Annotated in this window: 16 protein-coding genes; 12 read left to right on the top strand and 4 right to left on the bottom strand. The window is 52.3% G+C overall.

The features are described 5' to 3' along the window. The first annotated feature begins 91 nt into the window (after window positions 1-91). The 9 genes from ACSZO4_RS20090 to ACSZO4_RS20050 all read left to right on the top strand — a co-directional run bounded on the left by ACSZO4_RS20090 (window position 92) and on the right by ACSZO4_RS20050 (window position 5,910). Complete coding sequence (locus tag ACSZO4_RS20090; RefSeq protein ID WP_437890850.1) at window positions 92-778, top strand: M14 family metallopeptidase; 687 nt, start codon at window positions 92-94, stop codon at window positions 776-778. A gap of 315 nt (window positions 779-1,093) precedes the next feature. Continuing rightward, window positions 1,094-1,576, top strand: a complete 483-nt coding sequence (locus ACSZO4_RS20085) for a cold-shock protein (RefSeq protein WP_437890849.1) — start codon at window positions 1,094-1,096, stop codon at window positions 1,574-1,576. A gap of 189 nt (window positions 1,577-1,765) precedes the next feature. Continuing rightward, window positions 1,766-2,317, top strand: coding sequence for a kinase inhibitor (locus tag ACSZO4_RS20080; protein WP_437890848.1), 552 nt, complete (start codon window positions 1,766-1,768; stop codon window positions 2,315-2,317). A gap of 17 nt (window positions 2,318-2,334) precedes the next feature. Beyond that, window positions 2,335-3,132, top strand: a complete 798-nt coding sequence (locus ACSZO4_RS20075; RefSeq protein ID WP_437890847.1) for a helix-turn-helix transcriptional regulator — start codon at window positions 2,335-2,337, stop codon at window positions 3,130-3,132. A 183-nt stretch (window positions 3,133-3,315) separates the two neighbouring features. Beyond that, window positions 3,316-3,840 (top strand): PAAR domain-containing protein, encoded by a 525-nt coding sequence (locus ACSZO4_RS20070; RefSeq protein WP_437890846.1) that lies wholly within the window; start codon window positions 3,316-3,318, stop codon window positions 3,838-3,840. Between the two features lie 164 nt (window positions 3,841-4,004). Continuing rightward, complete coding sequence (locus ACSZO4_RS20065; RefSeq protein ID WP_437890845.1) at window positions 4,005-4,487, top strand: hypothetical protein; 483 nt, start codon at window positions 4,005-4,007, stop codon at window positions 4,485-4,487. Further along, a complete protein-coding gene (locus ACSZO4_RS20060) occupies window positions 4,421-4,999 on the top strand; it encodes a hypothetical protein (RefSeq protein WP_437890844.1) in 579 nt (192 codons plus the stop codon). The genes ACSZO4_RS20065 and ACSZO4_RS20060 overlap by 67 nt, the downstream gene beginning before the upstream one ends. A gap of 22 nt (window positions 5,000-5,021) precedes the next feature. Then, window positions 5,022-5,426, top strand: coding sequence for a hypothetical protein (locus ACSZO4_RS20055; protein WP_437890843.1), 405 nt, complete (start codon window positions 5,022-5,024; stop codon window positions 5,424-5,426). Window positions 5,427-5,586: 160 nt separating this feature from the next. Beyond that, the gene (locus ACSZO4_RS20050) at window positions 5,587-5,910 is read left to right on the top strand and encodes a helix-turn-helix domain-containing protein (RefSeq protein WP_437890842.1); all 324 of its coding nucleotides are present in this window, start codon (window positions 5,587-5,589) and stop codon (window positions 5,908-5,910) included. A 95-nt stretch (window positions 5,911-6,005) separates the two neighbouring features. Here ACSZO4_RS20050 and ACSZO4_RS20045 read toward each other — a convergent pair whose 3' ends face one another. Both ACSZO4_RS20045 and ACSZO4_RS20040 read right to left on the bottom strand, forming a co-directional pair. Then, the gene (locus ACSZO4_RS20045; protein ID WP_437890841.1) at window positions 6,006-7,478 is read right to left on the bottom strand and encodes an amidase; all 1,473 of its coding nucleotides are present in this window, start codon (window positions 7,476-7,478) and stop codon (window positions 6,006-6,008) included. Next, window positions 7,475-8,821: an MFS transporter gene (locus ACSZO4_RS20040; RefSeq protein WP_437890840.1), complete on the bottom strand. Its 1,347-nt coding sequence runs from the start codon at window positions 8,819-8,821 to the stop codon at window positions 7,475-7,477. Before ACSZO4_RS20040 ends, ACSZO4_RS20045 begins: the two co-directional genes overlap by 4 nt. A gap of 487 nt (window positions 8,822-9,308) precedes the next feature. Between ACSZO4_RS20040 and ACSZO4_RS20035 the strand changes: the two genes are divergently transcribed. Both ACSZO4_RS20035 and ACSZO4_RS20030 read left to right on the top strand, forming a co-directional pair. Further along, window positions 9,309-10,217: a LysR family transcriptional regulator gene (locus tag ACSZO4_RS20035; RefSeq protein ID WP_437890839.1), complete on the top strand. Its 909-nt coding sequence runs from the start codon at window positions 9,309-9,311 to the stop codon at window positions 10,215-10,217. A 42-nt stretch (window positions 10,218-10,259) separates the two neighbouring features. Beyond that, a complete protein-coding gene (locus ACSZO4_RS20030; RefSeq protein ID WP_437890838.1) occupies window positions 10,260-11,642 on the top strand; it encodes a M24 family metallopeptidase in 1,383 nt (460 codons plus the stop codon). 42 nt (window positions 11,643-11,684) lie between these two features. Here the strand turns inward: ACSZO4_RS20030 and ACSZO4_RS20025 are convergent, their stop codons facing one another. After that, window positions 11,685-12,899, bottom strand: a complete 1,215-nt coding sequence (locus ACSZO4_RS20025; protein ID WP_437890837.1) for a YncE family protein — start codon at window positions 12,897-12,899, stop codon at window positions 11,685-11,687. A gap of 56 nt (window positions 12,900-12,955) precedes the next feature. Beyond that, a complete protein-coding gene (locus ACSZO4_RS20020; protein ID WP_437890836.1) occupies window positions 12,956-15,046 on the bottom strand; it encodes a TonB-dependent receptor in 2,091 nt (696 codons plus the stop codon). Window positions 15,047-15,396: 350 nt separating this feature from the next. Here ACSZO4_RS20020 and ACSZO4_RS20015 point away from each other — a divergent pair, with 350 nt between their 5' ends. Continuing rightward, a complete protein-coding gene (locus ACSZO4_RS20015; RefSeq protein WP_437890835.1) occupies window positions 15,397-15,645 on the top strand; it encodes a hypothetical protein in 249 nt (82 codons plus the stop codon). The last annotated feature ends 37 nt before the right edge of the window (window positions 15,646-15,682 follow it).

Below are 15,682 nucleotides of genomic sequence, written 5' to 3'. Positions count from 1 at the left end.
CGGGCATCGTGAAAAATCTATGGCAAAGAAAGCCTTATGTTCTCATAACTGACGATTAAATCGCACCTTCCCTAAGTGCTGGAGCGATTCTTTGCCGATTGTACTGATTACCGGCGGGGTACACGGCTATGAGACGAGCGGCGTAATCGGTGCACTCGAGTATCTATCAGGAGATGAGACGGACTACGAAGGGAAAGCAAACTTACTGGTTGTTCCCTGCGTTAGTCCCTGGGCCTATGAACGCATATCCCGATGGAACTACAACGCCGTGGACCCAAATCGGCAGTTCTTTAGTGAAGGAAAAGCGGAAGAATCCAGTGCGTTGATGGCACTTATCTCCCCTTATTCAGGTCGGTTTGTTCTTCACGTCGATTTACATGAAACGACTGACACCGATGAAAGTGAGTTCAGCCCGGCACTGGCTGCACGAGACGGTTTGAAATATGAACCCGCAGAAATTCCGGATGGTTTTTACCTGGTCAGTGATACGCAGAACTCAAGGCTGGATTTCCAGCAGGCGATAATCAGCGCAGTTTCGCAAGTCACACATATTGCGCCAGCAGATGCTGAAGGCAATATGCTTGGTTTTCCGGTGGTCAGCGAGGGTGTGATTGAATACGATAACAGCGCCTGGCACCTTTGCGCCACAATGACCGGCGCGCCCTTTACAACCACGACAGAAGTTTATCCGGACAGCCCGGCAACGTCTCCGGACGAATGTAATCGGGCGCAGATTGCCACTATCCGCAGCGCGATTAAATTCGCCCTGAAGGGATAGCCGCTTTTTAGCTGTTAGATTGCACGGGAAAGCTGATTTCCCGTGCTGCTCAGGCCTGAAGAGAGAGCCGTAAAATCCATTACGGTCAGTTCGGGCACCATGCGGTTCCAGCAGGATTCTCTCAGATCGGTCACCGTTCTCCTCCTTGTGGGCTGACGTAGCATACCTGGAACGGGCATCAATTTGCCTGCCGTCCGTTATCTTCCTCGCATACCCGCAACTTATCATCCAGACTAAAAACGTAGTCTGTGGGGGCATTGTGCTTTACACTGCGCGCTGCAAAAATTGAGTTGATTAACGATTAAGTGGGCAACAATGGCGATGAACGGAACGATCACAACCTGGTTTAAAGATAAAGGTTTTGGATTTATCAAAGATGAAAACGGTGAAAACCGCTATTTTCATGTGATTAAGGTCGCCAATCCTGATCTTATCAAGAAAGATGCGGCGGTGACGTTCGAGCCGACGACCAATAACAAGGGTCTGTCTGCCTATGCGGTGAAGGTCATTCCGGACAGCAAATACATTTATATTGCTGGCGAACGTCTTAAACTCACCTCCATCAAGTCCTATGTTGTCTTCAGCGAAGAAGTACCCGCGGATACCCGTATTGATAAAGAAAATGCCGTACTGTCGGTGGGGGCGCTGCTGAATAATATCAAACCGAAATCAGCCGCTAAGCCTGGCGAAATGCGCGCCATGAAAAAACTGGCGATCACCACCTTCCAGGGCACAACCTTAATCTTCACCGAAGATGAAATTGATGTCGAAGCTACAGTAAAAATGCTTAAGATGTGACCCGCGCGCACGCTACCACGACCTTCTTCCCGGCTTAGTGGAACACTAAGCCCGAATATGCAAATCCTCCCACCACTGGCATTAATAAATCCGTTTTGACTGCATTTGCACGATCTGCGCCTTCTTCTACACGATATTCCAGCCTCGGTTATTTTAAAATTTGCCTGTTCAAACACGTATGAGGTCGCTATGAAAACGTATTTTGCTGTCGCTGCGCTGGCTGTATTTTCGTTATCCGCTCAGGCTGGGGGATTTACATTAACCAGCAGCGAAATTAAAACAGGTGTGTCACTTTCGAACGCGCAGGTCTTCGAGGGATTTGGCTGTCACGGTGATAATCAGTCGCCGTCGCTGAACTGGTCCGGCGCCCCTGGTGGAACAAAGAGCTTTGCTGTCACCGCCTACGATCCGGACGCGCCAACCGGTAGCGGATGGTGGCACTGGACGGTCGTCAATATTCCGCCGTCAGTGACCACCCTTGTTACCGGCGCCGGAAATAAAGACGGCAGCAAACTCCCGGAGGGAGCGGTACAGGGGAGAAATGATTTCGGTTACGCAGGTTTCGGTGGCGCATGTCCGCCGAAAGGCGATAAACCCCATCATTATCACTTTAAAGTCTGGGCGTTAAAAACCGACAAACTGCCGATTGATGGCAATGCCAGCGGCGCACTGGTCGGTTATATGCTTAACGCCAACAAAATAGCCACCGCCGAAGTGGTTCCGGTCTTCGGCGTAAAATAAAAGTAAGGGCATCTGTTATGCAGGCTGACGCGGCGACCCGTCTTTCACTACAGGAAATACGAATGTATCAGGCCCATGAGCTCCATCGGGTCAAGCTGCTGATGCCTGGATTGTGCCGGGTCCGCCAGGGCAGGAAGGTCGTGAGCTGGGGAGATCATCGCGAGATGGCCAACAACAGCCAGATTATCCTCTTCCCGGCGGGCCATGAATTTGGTATCGCCAATTATCCCGATGCGGGTTTATATCTGGCGGAGATGCTGTATCTGCCTGCGGAGTTGATTGCCCGTTTCAGGCAGTTTTATCCACTGGCGCCGCAGGAGGAGAACAGGTCCGGATTCTGTCTTGCGCAGAGCGATGAGTTACTTTACTGCTGGGATCAACTCAAAACGGCGTTACAGTGTAACCTTTCCGCGCAGTTGCTGGAACATCTGGCGATGGGCATTCTGCTGACGCTTGGCAAAAATAACATCAGCCACCTGTTTCTTTCACACCCACAGGACTCGCTGGTTAATCGTTGCCAGAACCTGCTGTTAGCCAATCCTGGCGCACACTGGACGACAGAAGAGGTCGCCCGTCTGTTGTTTATGTCCGTCTCAACCCTGCGTCGTCATCTGGCGGCGGAAGGGGAAAGTTTTCAAAATCTGCTCGACGATGTGCGACTGAATAACGCCCTGGCGGCCATTCAGACCACGCTGACACCCATTAGCGTGGTGGCCAGAGATAATGGTTATCAGTGCCCGTCGCGCTTTACCGCCCGCTTTCGCAAAAGGTTCAACATCACGCCAGGCGCACTGCGCAAGGCGGCCAGAGCGTGAAGGGTTCGTACCTGGAGTCAGTTTGGATATATAAGTTAAGGCTTTTTAACCCTCTCACTTCACGCCAGTGAATTTCAATTTCTTTCATGTTCAGATTAATGGCATATAAGGCCATGGATTTGCGTTAAGGCAGGATGCGTATATGATTCAGGTGGGTATAACAGCTTATATATTGAGGGATTAATGATGGCAAGAGCACTGGCCTGCCTGGGCGATAAAACAAGCTTTGGAGAAATAATTACTGCCACCGCATCCTGGTTTGAGGGAAATAAAGCAATAGCCCGGACCGGCGACAAGGCATCATGTAGTAAATGTAATGGCTACTTCGAACTTCTGGCTTCGGCTCAGGACTGGGCCGAAGAAGGGCGGGCTTATGTTGCCACGGGTGACAGAGTGTTATGCCACTGCCCGAACCACTATGTTATCGGCTCTGCCACACAGTATACCAGCACGATGCCGGGTAATCTGACCTCCCGCAATACTCGTCATACCTCCATTCCTGCACAGCAGGTTCGGGATGCCAGCGGCAGGAACTGCATCCGTTTCCAGTGCACCACTGACGACGGCCAGTTAATGCCTGGCTGCCGCTACACCTTGATGTTTCCGGACGGGCGCTCTGAGGCTGGTGTTACCGATGAACACGGGGTTACCGGATGGCATTATTCTGAATCCGCTGAAAATATTAACCTGCATATATTAATGGATTAATTATGACTGTTTACCACCTCAGTACCAAAATAAACTCTAATGTTCCGGCTGATGCCCTTCGGTATGACCTGTGTATTTACCGCATGGACGCTGAAAGAAATAAATATTCTCTTATTGATGTAAAGCAATAGCCATTTCAGGGGAATTATGAAACACATAGTCATATGACCGGAAATATAAATGAGTCACTCTCGACCATTTATATTATGGAAATGAAAATTTACCGAAAAACCATGTTGCATACACACCTTGTAACGCCTGTTCCGTTCACTAAGATGTACACTCTGGAAGAATTTTCATCAGGCAAAGCCTGGTCTCCTGTGAAGAGAGAGAACCCCTGCTATTTTGAATCAAAAGGGACAATGCGGCCTGAGAGTCAGGGGGGCGAAACAAAACAAATTAAAATAACCATCCCGAAGCGTTCATTTATTGCGAAAAAATATCCTGTCGGAACACCGCAGGATCCGTTTGAAAAAAACAAAATTGAATCTGAGATAAACGACAGATTTTATCATTATCTTACCCTTATCAGGATAGGGCAAGTGTATGTGGACCTGCTGCATTTTTTTACTGTGTGCAAATGGATCGTCCTGATGTATATGCACAAGCTGCCAGGGAATTGTGGCGGTATGGAAAGACTAAAATAGGTGCACTGACAATCTCCCCTGGCGAAGGATGTAAACACCCTTCAGGTATGTTTTATACAAGTGCCGGGAGACCCAAGATATTAGGGCTCGACTGGATGACATTGGCTGGGCTCAGGGATTCAGAGAATACCATGCTGAGCTTTGATGCTCTTGATTCGCCATTGGCTGGCATCACAATGTGGCAAACACTGACGGAGTGGTTTGAAAAAGCAGGCTATGAAATGGTCTTTAGTAATGTAGGAATCACTCAGGCAGGCGTCCAGGGCATCAGGGATTTAAATAAATATATAGAGCAAGGCTATAAAGTTGTGACATTAATAAATGATGGACTGCTTGAAGGTAGCACAAACAACACGACATTACCTACACACTGGATTGTATGGGATGGTTCTGTAACACAGGATGATAATGGGTATGTTAATTTAAAATTATTTTCCTGGGGGAAATCAGCTGACTGGATTAAACAGAAAAAAGATTTGCAATTTTTTATCAATAGGTTTTTCGGGGGGTAGTTTTCAAACCATTAAAATAGCCATGGGGATACTTTCTGTTATTTTCATTTCATTTGCAGTATCAGCATGTACTTTACATGCTGATGTTACTCCTGATGGTGATTCACTTAACAATGCTATAGTAGGAACGCCGTATTTTAGTGAAATAAATATAAATGGTGGCGCTGTATCATCTTTAGATTCTAGTGGAAAAGAAAGATTCGTAGGTGAAATAACTCCATCCGATACAGGATTAACTTTAAGGTATTGTAATGATTCTCCAGCTCACAATTGCGTCAGGATTCAGGGAGTGCCAGTAAAGCCGGGGATCGCCACCGTACGAGTATCAGGCGGATTGTTTGGCACTAATGTAGCGACAGGTGGGGAATTTGATAAAACATATACTATTAAGATCAAAGATTCGGAAGGATCGTCTAAAAATCATTGAGAAACACACTTATCGTCACCGATAGTCTGGTTTTGTCGCATTTATGCATTTTCCATCACTGTTCAAAAGAATGACTCTGGCACCTGGTGCCAAAGTCAGGTGACAAGGATGTTAGCCTGATGCGTGTATTTAAAACACAATGAACTGGTGGAGATTTGTCATGACCGCAAAAAGTAAATTCAAAAGTCCTGCATTTGAGGCGATACACAGTGCGGCTTCTGGCTTATTCCACGTTGATGCCATCCCACAGGAAACAATGCGCAATTTTGACAAAACATGCATCAATCAGGTGGACAACCTTCAACCTCTTGAGATTAAAGCGCTACGAGAGAAACTGAATGTCAGCCAGCCGGTTTTTGCCCGTTATCTGAATACCAGTGTTTCAACGGTGCAGAAATGGGAAAGTGGCGTAAAGCGCCCCAGCGGGTTATCCCTGAAACTACTTACGGTAGTACAGAAACATGGCCTGAAAGTGTTGGTGTGATTTTTACTCAAATAGCCGCTTGCCTTTTGTGGCATCAGAGCCAGGCGGCCAGATCGTGACAGCAAAGGCCGGGCATCAGTTGCCCGGCCTATACCTTAACGGGTAACGTGCACTTCCGGCGTCGAATGGCTGATAAACCGGCCGCCGGAGGCGCGTTCAAGTTGGGCGGCCAGTTGCAGCAGCAGCCCGTCATTACCCTGACGGGTCTGAAAATGCATTCCCAGCGGCAGACCGGATTCCTGCCAGGCCAGCGGCAGAGAAATACCCGGTGTGCCCGTCAGGCTGGCGAGCGGCGTGTAGGAAAAAATATCCCACAGGCTATAAAACCAGTCCATAACGTCCGGATTGTCACTGAGCGTCAGATATTTCTTCTCTCCCAGCAGCGGGGTGGGTTTGGAGAAGGTGGGGGTTAAGATAAGATCCCAGGACTGGAAGAACTGCCCAAGCCTGCGTGAGATACGGTTAAACGCATCCTGCATTTTCCAGCGCTCGCTGTAGGACATATCAATTCCTTTTTGCCAGATGCGAATGTTCACCGGCTCTATCAGATCCTCTGGTGGGGCGCTGAGATTGTTTTTCTCCAGCAGACGCTGAATAAACTGGGCAAAGTTGCTGATATAGCACGTAGTTTGCGCCGCGAAGGCTTCTTCAAAATCGATATCCGGCGTCACCCATTCCACCTGATGCCCCATCTCTTCGAGCAAGCGGATAGTTTTCTCCAGCTCCGCAACAATATGCGGGGTTGAGCGATAGTGCCCCCATTCGTGTGACACCGCGATACGCAGCGGCTGCGGGTCACGAGCGATCATCGCGCAGTAGCTCTCTTCAGGTTGCCAGTAGGGCATAAACTCACCCGGCGCGCCGCCACGGCAGCTGTCGATAAACAGCGCGGTGTCGCGAACGCTGCGGCTCACGCAACCCTGGGTGGAGACGTAACCCGTAATGTCCGACATTGCCGGAGCAATAGAGAATACGCCACGGCTGCTCTTCAGCCCGATAAGCCCGTTAGAACCTGCAGGAATACGAATGGATCCGCCGCCGTCGGTGGCATGGGCGAGGGGGAGGATACCCGCCGCCACCGAGGCGCAGGCCCCCGCCGAGGAGCCAAAGGTGGTGTAATCGGTGTTCCACGGACTACGGGTGACGTAGATATCCGGGTTCTCCGCAGATCCACAGACGCCAAACTCAGGCGTCGCTGAACGACCGATAATGTTTAGTCCGGCGTGGCGGATCTGCCCGGTCAGAAAGGCATCTTCCGTTGGCCGGTTGCCGCGCATAAATTTAGACCCTTGCTCCTGGAGGCGATTTTTCACCCCCGGTCCCAGATCTTTGATCAGAAAAGGCACCCCCTGAAAAGGCCCGTTCAGCTCGGTACCATCAGTTTGTGGATGCACTATCGTATCATCAAACAGCTCAACAACCGAACTGATTTGCGGGTTAATAATCCGGGTTGCCGTCCTGGCCTGCTCCGCCAGCTCACCGGCGGTCAGCTCTCCTTTTCTGACCAGCTCTGCAAGTGCCGTTGCGTCATATGTGGCCCACTCCTGCCAGCTCATTACCGTTTTCATTGTGATTTCTCCTTTGCAAAGTGGATAGCATCAGCGTTTATGGCCTGGCGACGTCGGCTCCCGTGCGGTACGCGCTCTTTGAGCAGCAGGGTTGCAAGCAGACAGAGGATATTGGCGGCAATCAGGTAATAGCCTGGAGAGACGGGATCACCGGTCCATTTGATAAGCCAGGAGAAGACGATCTGCGCAGTACCGCCAAACAGGGTGATACCGAATGCAAAGGCGATGGAGAAGCCGGTTGAGCGAATATAGCGGGGGAAGTTTTCACACAGAACCACCAGTACGCCGGAGCCGCTGATACATTGCAGGGCGGCGAATACGGTGATCACTGCAAAGAAGACGCCTTCGCTGCGCCAGCTGTTAATCAGCTCCAGACCCGGTAACAGCAGAAGCAGCAGGATGATTCGCGGGGCGATAATGGTCATTTTGCGCCCGAACCTGTCAGCCATCCAGCCGCCAACCAGCGAGAAGACCACTACACAGACGCCAATTAAAATGGTGGAGGCCATTGCGGTGCCGGGGGCAAACTCCAGCTCCTTCAGGGCGTAGGTGGTCATATAGTTAAGGAAATACTGGGTGATCGTACTGCCCGAGAGGATAAAGATGCCAACCAGCACCAGACCCCGGTAGTTTTTCATTACCTCGCCGAGCAGGCTGCCGGTGGATTCGCTGGCGGCTTTGTTCTCAGTGGTAAAGGTTTCATTCAGATTGCGCCGCAGATAGATAGCAATCGGCAGGATCAGCAATCCGAAAGCGAAGGGGACGCGCCAGCCCCAGGAGGAGAGCTGTTCCGGGGTGAGGAGCAGGGTCAGCGTATAGCCAATCACCCCTGCGCTGATGCCTGCCAGTCCCTGGGCCACAATCTGCCAGCTGGTGTAGAACGCCCGTTTCCCGTCCGGTGCTGCTTCCATAATAAAAGTGGTTGCCGGACCGGCTTCACCGCCCCACGCCAGCCCTTGTAGCATACGGACAATCACCAGCAGGATGGGGGCTGCCATGCCGATGGTTTCATAGCCGGGGAGAAACACCAGGCCGCCGGTGCCGATGGTCATAAAGACCATGGTGAGCAGCATGGCGGGTTTACGTCCGACGCGGTCGGCATAACTGCCAATAAATATGGCGCCAAGGGGCCGGACAATAAAACCAATACCAAAGACCGACACCGATAATAAAAGGCTGGTGAAGGGATTGTCTGACGGGAAGAAAATATTGCCTATCATCACCGCGAAAGTGGCATAAGCACTGAAATCAAAAAACTCGACCGCCGCACCCAGTACAACAGCAAGCACTTCTTTACGTGACGCTTTGGGCTTTGGCGCACTGTGACTTATATCAGTTGTCATCGTATGGTCTTCCTCAATGTATTCAGACGTGGTGAAACGTGAAAAGACATTGCAGACATATAGCAAGGCATATTCCTGCGGGCTATCACAATTGCGCGGGGTCAGTGTGTAAAAAATGTATGCACTCCGGGCGCATTAAGCGAATAAGAAAATAATATGAATAAATCTATTTCATTGTTTATAAAAGGATTGTCAGGAATTGCAAAAAATACGCATTCGCCGGGGATATTACAAATCGTATGCAGTGCACTTAAAATGTGCTTTGCCTGAGTCGCTGTATGCATATTTAACCAGAAGATATTGACGCCAACGTCCTTATTTTCGCCTGTTGCCGGGAAATACACATTATCTTCAGCACAGCGCTGCACAAAAATGGCGCAGACTGCTTATTCACTGTGCATGAAATTAGCGCAGGCGTGCATCATTGCTAATCGCCCCAGAAAGTAATAGCCTCATCGCTACCACGCAAGAATATTCCGGAGGAGAGATGCAATTACGGGCACTGAAATATTTCAGCCAGGTCGCAAAGTCATCCTCATTTCGCGATGCGGCAGAAAAATTGTTTGTCGCGCCCGGCGCCGTCACCCGCCAGATCGATCAACTGGAGCACTATTACGGCGCGGCGCTGATTGAGCGCGGCCCCCGGGGGATTAAGCTCACCCGTGAAGGGGAATATCTGGCGCAGGCGGTGGAGGCGACATTACGCGAACTCGACTCGGTAAAAGCCCGTATCGCCGCAAGCAAAAGCGTGGTCTCCGGCACGGTAAAAATTTGCGCGGCGGAAAGTCTGATAGCACTTTTTATCGCTCCGGTGATCGAGATATTTGGCAAGCGCCATCCAGGCGTGGCGTTTGAAATTGATACCGGCAGCGCACCGCATATTGCCGGGCAACTGACTGGCGGGCAGGTGGATGTGGCGCTGGCCTTTTACACCCCCGTCAGCGCCGAGATCCAGGTGACGAACAGCTGCCAGCTTGAACATAAAGTGTTGATGTCGGCCCATCATCCGCTGGCAGGCAAACGGCAGCTTACCCTCAAAGAGATAGCGAAACATCCTGTCGCCACGCCTCCGGCCAACTACGCGGTACGCCAGTTGCTGGAATCCGCCGCCCGTCGGGAAGGGTTGCATTTTGATATGCGGTTTATCACCAGCTCAATGGAAGTACAGAAGATGCTGGCGTTGCAGGGGCAGACACTGCTGATTTTGCCGCAGCTGAACCTTAACGACAGTGACGGGCTGGAGCGCCTCATCGCCGTGCCGCTGACCGACTCACTGATGGGTAGCGTTAAGGTGGATCTGTGTTTACCCCGCCAGCGCACCCTGTCAATGGCGACACGGCTGTTTCATGAGCTGCTGGCGCAGCGTATTGAGGGGCAGAACACGGCCGCGCGCTGATGGATCCGCTATGCTAAGCGGATGTTCATAAGGAATGAAACTATGCCCACAGCCCAGCTCTATTCAATGCAGGTTATACCGCCCCCGCAGACCTTTGCCGATATTGCGTCTCCCGTTTTGCCCGACAGCACCATGGCCGCCAGACGGCAAAAGGTGTTGCTCGCCATGAAGCAGGCCGGGCTTGCTCATCTGGTGATTTATGCCGATAAAGAGCACGGGGCGAATTTTGAATATCTCAGCGGATTCATTCCGCGTTTTGAAGAGGCGCTGATGGTGGTCAGTGCCGATGGCGAACTGAGCTACATTATGGGCAATGAGAATCTGAAGCTCATTCCTCATGCCCGCCACAGCGGCAGGTGCCTGCATGCGCCGGTATTTTCACTGCCCAACCAGCCGATGGACAACGACAGGCCGCTTGCCGAACTGTTACTCTCCTGCGGATTGTCCGCCGCCGGGAAAACCGGCGTCGTCGGCTGGAAACTCTTTACCCGCGACCCGTCGCTGTTTGATGTCCCGGCCTTTATTCTCGATGCCATTGTCAGTGCGGCAGGCGGCCGGGAGCAGGTGGTGAATGCCACCGGGTTGTTTATCTCCCCCGATCAGGGTGTGCGGCGGCTGAACGACGCCAGCGAAATTGCCTTTTATGAATATGGCGCAAATCTGGCGTCAACCCGCGTGTTGAGTGCACTGAATGCCATTGAAGTGGGGAAAAGCGAGAAAGCAATAGGGCAGCATCTGGCAGGCGATGGGCAACCTAACAATGTGGTGATGATTGCGGCGACGGGCGATCGTTTTGCTTATGCCGGGCTCTACCCGAGTGATAAGACTATCACCCGCGGGGATAAATTCTCACTCACCGTCGGCTTTAAGGGCGGCTTAACCAGCCGTTCGGCTTATGTGGTGGCCAGCGAGGCAGAACTGCCTGCGCAGGTTGCCGACTACCCTGAGCGGGTGGCTATTGCGTATTACCACACGGTAGTGAGCTGGCTGGAGTTTATTCGTCCGGGCATCACCGGAGACGAAGTTTATCGTCTGGTTGAGTCGGTATTACCTAAAAGCGATTATCACTGGCATCTTAATCCCGGCCATTTAGTCGCCGACGAAGAGTGGTTAAGTTCGCCGATCTTTGCCGGTTCAGATATCAAACTGGCAAGCGGTATGCTGCTGCAAATCGATATTATCCCGTCGGTGCCAGGCTACGGCGGCAGCAGTATAGAAGACACCATCGGGCTTGCGGATGCGCAACTGCGTGATGAACTGGCAGAGCATTATCCGCAGGTATGGGCACGCATGCAGGCCAGGCGAAAATATGTCACCGAAACGCTGAAGATAAATCTGCCGGAGGAGGTGATCCTGCTGTCCAACACCGTGGGATATCTACGCCCGTTTCTGCTCGATAAATCACGCGCGCTGGTCAAGGCGTAGTGCGAGCCATCAGGCCGCTCGTGCGGCCTGATGGACTGCTTTTTACTGCTGAATACGCACAATACTCTCTGCTTTACCTGCTTTTTTCGACTCGCCGTCGTTTTTCACCGTTACAAAAAGGGTATTGCTTTTCGCATCCAGCGTCAGGCTGTTGGGATGCGGCGGCAGGGGCAGGGTTTGCAGGTGCTGTAAGGTTTTGGCGTCAAACACCGACAGCGTACCGTCACCTTTGTCGACGCGAACGCCGTTGCGGTTGGTGACAAACACCCGCTGATTTTGCTCATCCAGCAACAAACCAATCGGGATTTCATCGGTTTCCACACTGGCCAGCAGTTTGCCGTCATCTGCATTCAGCGCAAACAGACGATGCCCGCTGCTGCGTCGGTTATAGGTCTCTTTCAGGTGATAGTTACGGTATTTATCGCGATCGATCCCCTGATCGACGCCCAGTACCCGGTTACCCTGCGGGTCATACACCAGGTTGAGCAACTGGTCGGCCTGAATTTCATGTTTAGCGGTCAGCGCCAGAGTGTCGGCATTGACCGTCATTAACTGACCCTGCATGTTGGAGACAAACACCCGGCGGCCTTTCTCATCAATGGCAATGCCTACGGCATAAAAACCAAAGCCCGGAATGATTTTTTCCAGCTTTTGCGTCCGGGTATTCACCACAAAAAGCACGCTGTCGACGCCGTAGCCCAGCCCCGGCAGGAACAGTCGCCCGGTTTGCGCATCAAAACGTGCTTCCCGCACTTTATAGAGATAGCCGTCGGTTATCTTAAAGCGCTTGAGCTCCGCAAGCATAAAATCGAGATGCTCACCCTGCATCCCGGCTTTACGCCAGGCGGATTCGATATTCTCTTCCTTCTGCAGTTTAATGGTCGCAAGGTGTTGGTTACTGGCGGTATCCACCACGCCGACCGCGCCGTTAAAGCCTTCGGTAAGATAAAGCCGGTTACCGGCATCATCGAGTGCGACGCCAAAACCTTTCACCTCAAGAGGAATGGTGGCTTTAACGGCCAGGGTTTGTGGGTCCAGTCGCAGTACGGTGGAGCGTTTTTCGTCTTTCCAGTCCGGCGAAGTGACAAAAATCGCCTGTTGTTTGTCGCTCCAGGCCAGTTCAACCAGATCGGAGGCGACCGCTTCACGCTGGATATTCTCAGTTTTGATCACCGTGTCAGCCTTGGCAGTAGCCGAAACAGACGCGGCAAGCAGCAGGGTCGCCAGAAGACGAAAGGGGGATGTGGTGCAGGACATGCAGTTATCTCCTTGTCAGTAAAAGGGCGCGGTGCGCGCCCTGCGGATCAGTGAAATCAGAATTTCAACTCCAGTGCGGCGCCAACCAGCAGCGGGCGCTGTTGCGTGGCGCTGTAGATGTCGTTGCCGGTCACCATTACGTTACGGTTCGAATCAAACAGATTCTGGGCGAAAAGCGTCGCCCGGCCATGCATAAAGGTGTAGGCAAGCTGTGCGTTGGCAGTCCAGTAAGAGCCAATACGCCCACGGGAATCGTTGTCGTAAGCGGAGTAGTAGGAATCGGAGAAGGCCACATTGCCGCTGATTTCCCAGCCGGCGGCAAACTGCCAGGTAGCGCCCGTATTGAAGGTATATGCAGGCGCGCGCGCCAGTTCATGCCCCTCAACGCCACTGCCGGGGAAGTCGGCAATTTTGGTTTTCAGCAGACCCACATTACCAAACAGTTCCAGATCCCAGCGTGGACTCCAGGTGGCGCCCATCTCCGCGCCATATGTTTCGACCCGGTCGGCATTACGAATAACCGTTGAGTTGGCGGTAAGGTACCAGGGAAGCTGCATATCTTTGTAATCGTTATAGAAAACGTTACCCGTCAGCACCACGTTGGCATCGGTCAGCTTATGCCGCGTATAGAGCTCATAGTTCCAGACATATTCCGAGTCATAGGTGTAGCTTGTGTAGGGCGCACTTAAGGTGATCCCCGCGCCACCCGCGTTGTACCCCCTGGCGATACGCGCGCCCCAGGTCTGGTTGGGATCGGGTTTCCACGCCACATCCACTTTTGGGAGGAAAACGTTATAGGTTTCATCGAGATCAATACGCGCAAGACTGCTGCCGCCGATACGTTTGCGGTGTTCGCGCTCCAGACGGCTGGAGCCGGTGATGTCCACCTCAGGAGTAATGGCATACGTCAGCTCACCGTAGACCGAACCGGTGCGGGTCTCATCGGTAAAGGTTGAACCACCGAAGATATAGACAGACTCATCCTGGGAGGCATCGAAGTAGCGTATTCCCGCCAGGCCACGCAGGCGGCTGTCAGCTGTACCAAAGTGGGCCACCGGCTCGGCGTGGAATTCACGCCCGTCGATTTTGGCGCGCGGCAGGCCATCTGCCACGTAGCGGTTAATGTGGAATCCGGTATAAATCAGCCGGTTTTCCAGAGTCAGGGCATCATCCGCTTCCCATGAAATATCCCAGATCCCGCTGTTAACGTTGCTCTTAAACACCGCCCGACGCCAGTCATAGCGCGTGTTGGTCGGGTGAGGCATCGGGTTTTGACTTTCGTTTTGCGGCGCGCCGCTGTCGGAGTGGTTGAAGGTCAGTTTGGTGGTGACATCACGCAGACCTGCCGGGTTAAACAGCAGTTTGGCTCGGGCATTGGTGGTCTGGATCTCGCTCGGGTCGCCAACCGGGGAGTAAGAGGGGAGATCCACATCGCTGCGTCGGCGCTGGCGGTCTACACTTGCGCGAAACGCCAGTTGGTCTTCTATTAACGGCACGTTAGCCATCGCGGACAGCTGCGAGGAGTGCTGATTACCTGCCCCGCCTTTTACGGCGCCTTCCCACTCAAAAATCGGATCTTTGGTGGTCATCACTACCGCGCCCGCGATGGCATTACGCCCCTGAATATAGCTTTGCGGGCCACGGAACACTTCAACCCTGTCCAGATCCCATAATGATTGCGGGCCATAAGCCTGTTCGTTATAGGTCAGGGAGCGGCCATCCAGAGAGAGGCCAAGCCGTGGGCGGGTGCCGCTTAAGAATGCGCCAGCGCCGGTGCTCGGGCCTGAGCCGTCCACGCCACGCACGGTCGGCAGATCGTTACCGATACCAACATCCACGGTGTTGGCGCTCATCCGCATCAGGTCGTTGACCGTCTGCGCACCCGGCAGGGCATCAATGCGGCGACTGTCGAACACTTCAACGCTGGTCCCGGTGTCGAGTAGCGAACGTGCGGTTTTTTCACCGGTCACAATCAGCACATCCTCGTCCTGGGTTTCTTTGCTGTTCTCAGTTTCTGCCGCCAGCGACGTGGCGGGAAGCAGAAACAATCCCAGCATTAAGGCGGAAATACGGTGTGAGTTTCCTGCGCAGGCCTTGTTAATAATGCCAGCCAGTTGAGTGTGTTGAGTCGCAAACAGCTTGCCCATTAGCCATCTCTCCTTCATCCCAAAGGTTAAAAGTTTTAAATGTGCGATGACAGATGCTCACAGCGGTAAACCGCAGGCAGGGACCTTCCCAGGTCAGATAAAACAGCTCTCTTGATGGAGTTATTAGTAACTCTTTTATGCGGAAGGTAAAAAATTGTTTCTAACGATAATGATATTCACTCGCAATTGCAAGCTGCTAAAATGTGCAGTTTACAGCGCAAGTTTTGCGATAAACGGCCGATTAATGAGAATAAGAAAGCGTGACGTGCTGGTTCGTAGCCGGATTATGGATTTGAACGTCTCAGCTACGGATATAATCGCTAAAACACCTGCGCTAACAGAGAGATAAAATGTCAGAGAACATCCCTGAAATGATCCCCTTTTCCTACGTCCTTGCGGTACGCAACTTACGCAGAAGCGCCTTCTGGTTTCGCGATGTGCTGGGTTTTGAACTGATGTGGCCTGAAGGCAGAGGCTGGCAACTGGCCAAGCGCGGGAGCGTGCGGATCATGCTTGGTGAATGCCCGGATGCGGCGAAAGCCGCAGATCTGGGCGACCATAGTAAGTATCCTCCGGCAGAGCCGGAGGCTTTAGGGTGAGCGCCTCAAAGGCGCCGACAAACCATGAGCCGCCCAA

Origin of the sequence: Phytobacter sp. V91 (assembly GCF_965644225.1) — a bacterium.
Taxonomy (GTDB): domain Bacteria; phylum Pseudomonadota; class Gammaproteobacteria; order Enterobacterales; family Enterobacteriaceae; genus CBFFRJ01.
This window is presented reverse-complemented; position numbering and strand designations above follow the sequence as displayed.

Bases quoted from the DNA above. Each gene is read 5' to 3' on its own strand.
- ACSZO4_RS20025 (WP_437890837.1), bottom strand. From the start codon at position 12,899: ATGTCCTGCACCACATCCCCCTTTCGTCTTCTGGCGACCCTGCTGCTT.
- ACSZO4_RS20080 (WP_437890848.1), top strand. From the start codon at position 1,766: ATGAAAACGTATTTTGCTGTCGCTGCGCTGGCTGTATTTTCGTTATCC.
- ACSZO4_RS20075 (WP_437890847.1), top strand. From the start codon at position 2,335: ATGCAGGCTGACGCGGCGACCCGTCTTTCACTACAGGAAATACGAATG.
- ACSZO4_RS20035 (WP_437890839.1), top strand. From the start codon at position 9,309: ATGCAATTACGGGCACTGAAATATTTCAGCCAGGTCGCAAAGTCATCC.
- ACSZO4_RS20015 (WP_437890835.1), top strand. From the start codon at position 15,397: ATGTCAGAGAACATCCCTGAAATGATCCCCTTTTCCTACGTCCTTGCG.
- ACSZO4_RS20065 (WP_437890845.1), top strand. From the start codon at position 4,005: ATGACCGGAAATATAAATGAGTCACTCTCGACCATTTATATTATGGAA.
- ACSZO4_RS20060 (WP_437890844.1), top strand. From the start codon at position 4,421: ATGGATCGTCCTGATGTATATGCACAAGCTGCCAGGGAATTGTGGCGG.
- ACSZO4_RS20050 (WP_437890842.1), top strand. From the start codon at position 5,587: ATGACCGCAAAAAGTAAATTCAAAAGTCCTGCATTTGAGGCGATACAC.
- ACSZO4_RS20020 (WP_437890836.1), bottom strand. From the start codon at position 15,046: ATGGGCAAGCTGTTTGCGACTCAACACACTCAACTGGCTGGCATTATT.
- ACSZO4_RS20070 (WP_437890846.1), top strand. From the start codon at position 3,316: ATGATGGCAAGAGCACTGGCCTGCCTGGGCGATAAAACAAGCTTTGGA.
- ACSZO4_RS20030 (WP_437890838.1), top strand. From the start codon at position 10,260: ATGCCCACAGCCCAGCTCTATTCAATGCAGGTTATACCGCCCCCGCAG.
- ACSZO4_RS20055 (WP_437890843.1), top strand. From the start codon at position 5,022: ATGGGGATACTTTCTGTTATTTTCATTTCATTTGCAGTATCAGCATGT.
- ACSZO4_RS20045 (WP_437890841.1), bottom strand. From the start codon at position 7,478: ATGAAAACGGTAATGAGCTGGCAGGAGTGGGCCACATATGACGCAACG.
- ACSZO4_RS20040 (WP_437890840.1), bottom strand. From the start codon at position 8,821: ATGACAACTGATATAAGTCACAGTGCGCCAAAGCCCAAAGCGTCACGT.
- ACSZO4_RS20085 (WP_437890849.1), top strand. From the start codon at position 1,094: ATGGCGATGAACGGAACGATCACAACCTGGTTTAAAGATAAAGGTTTT.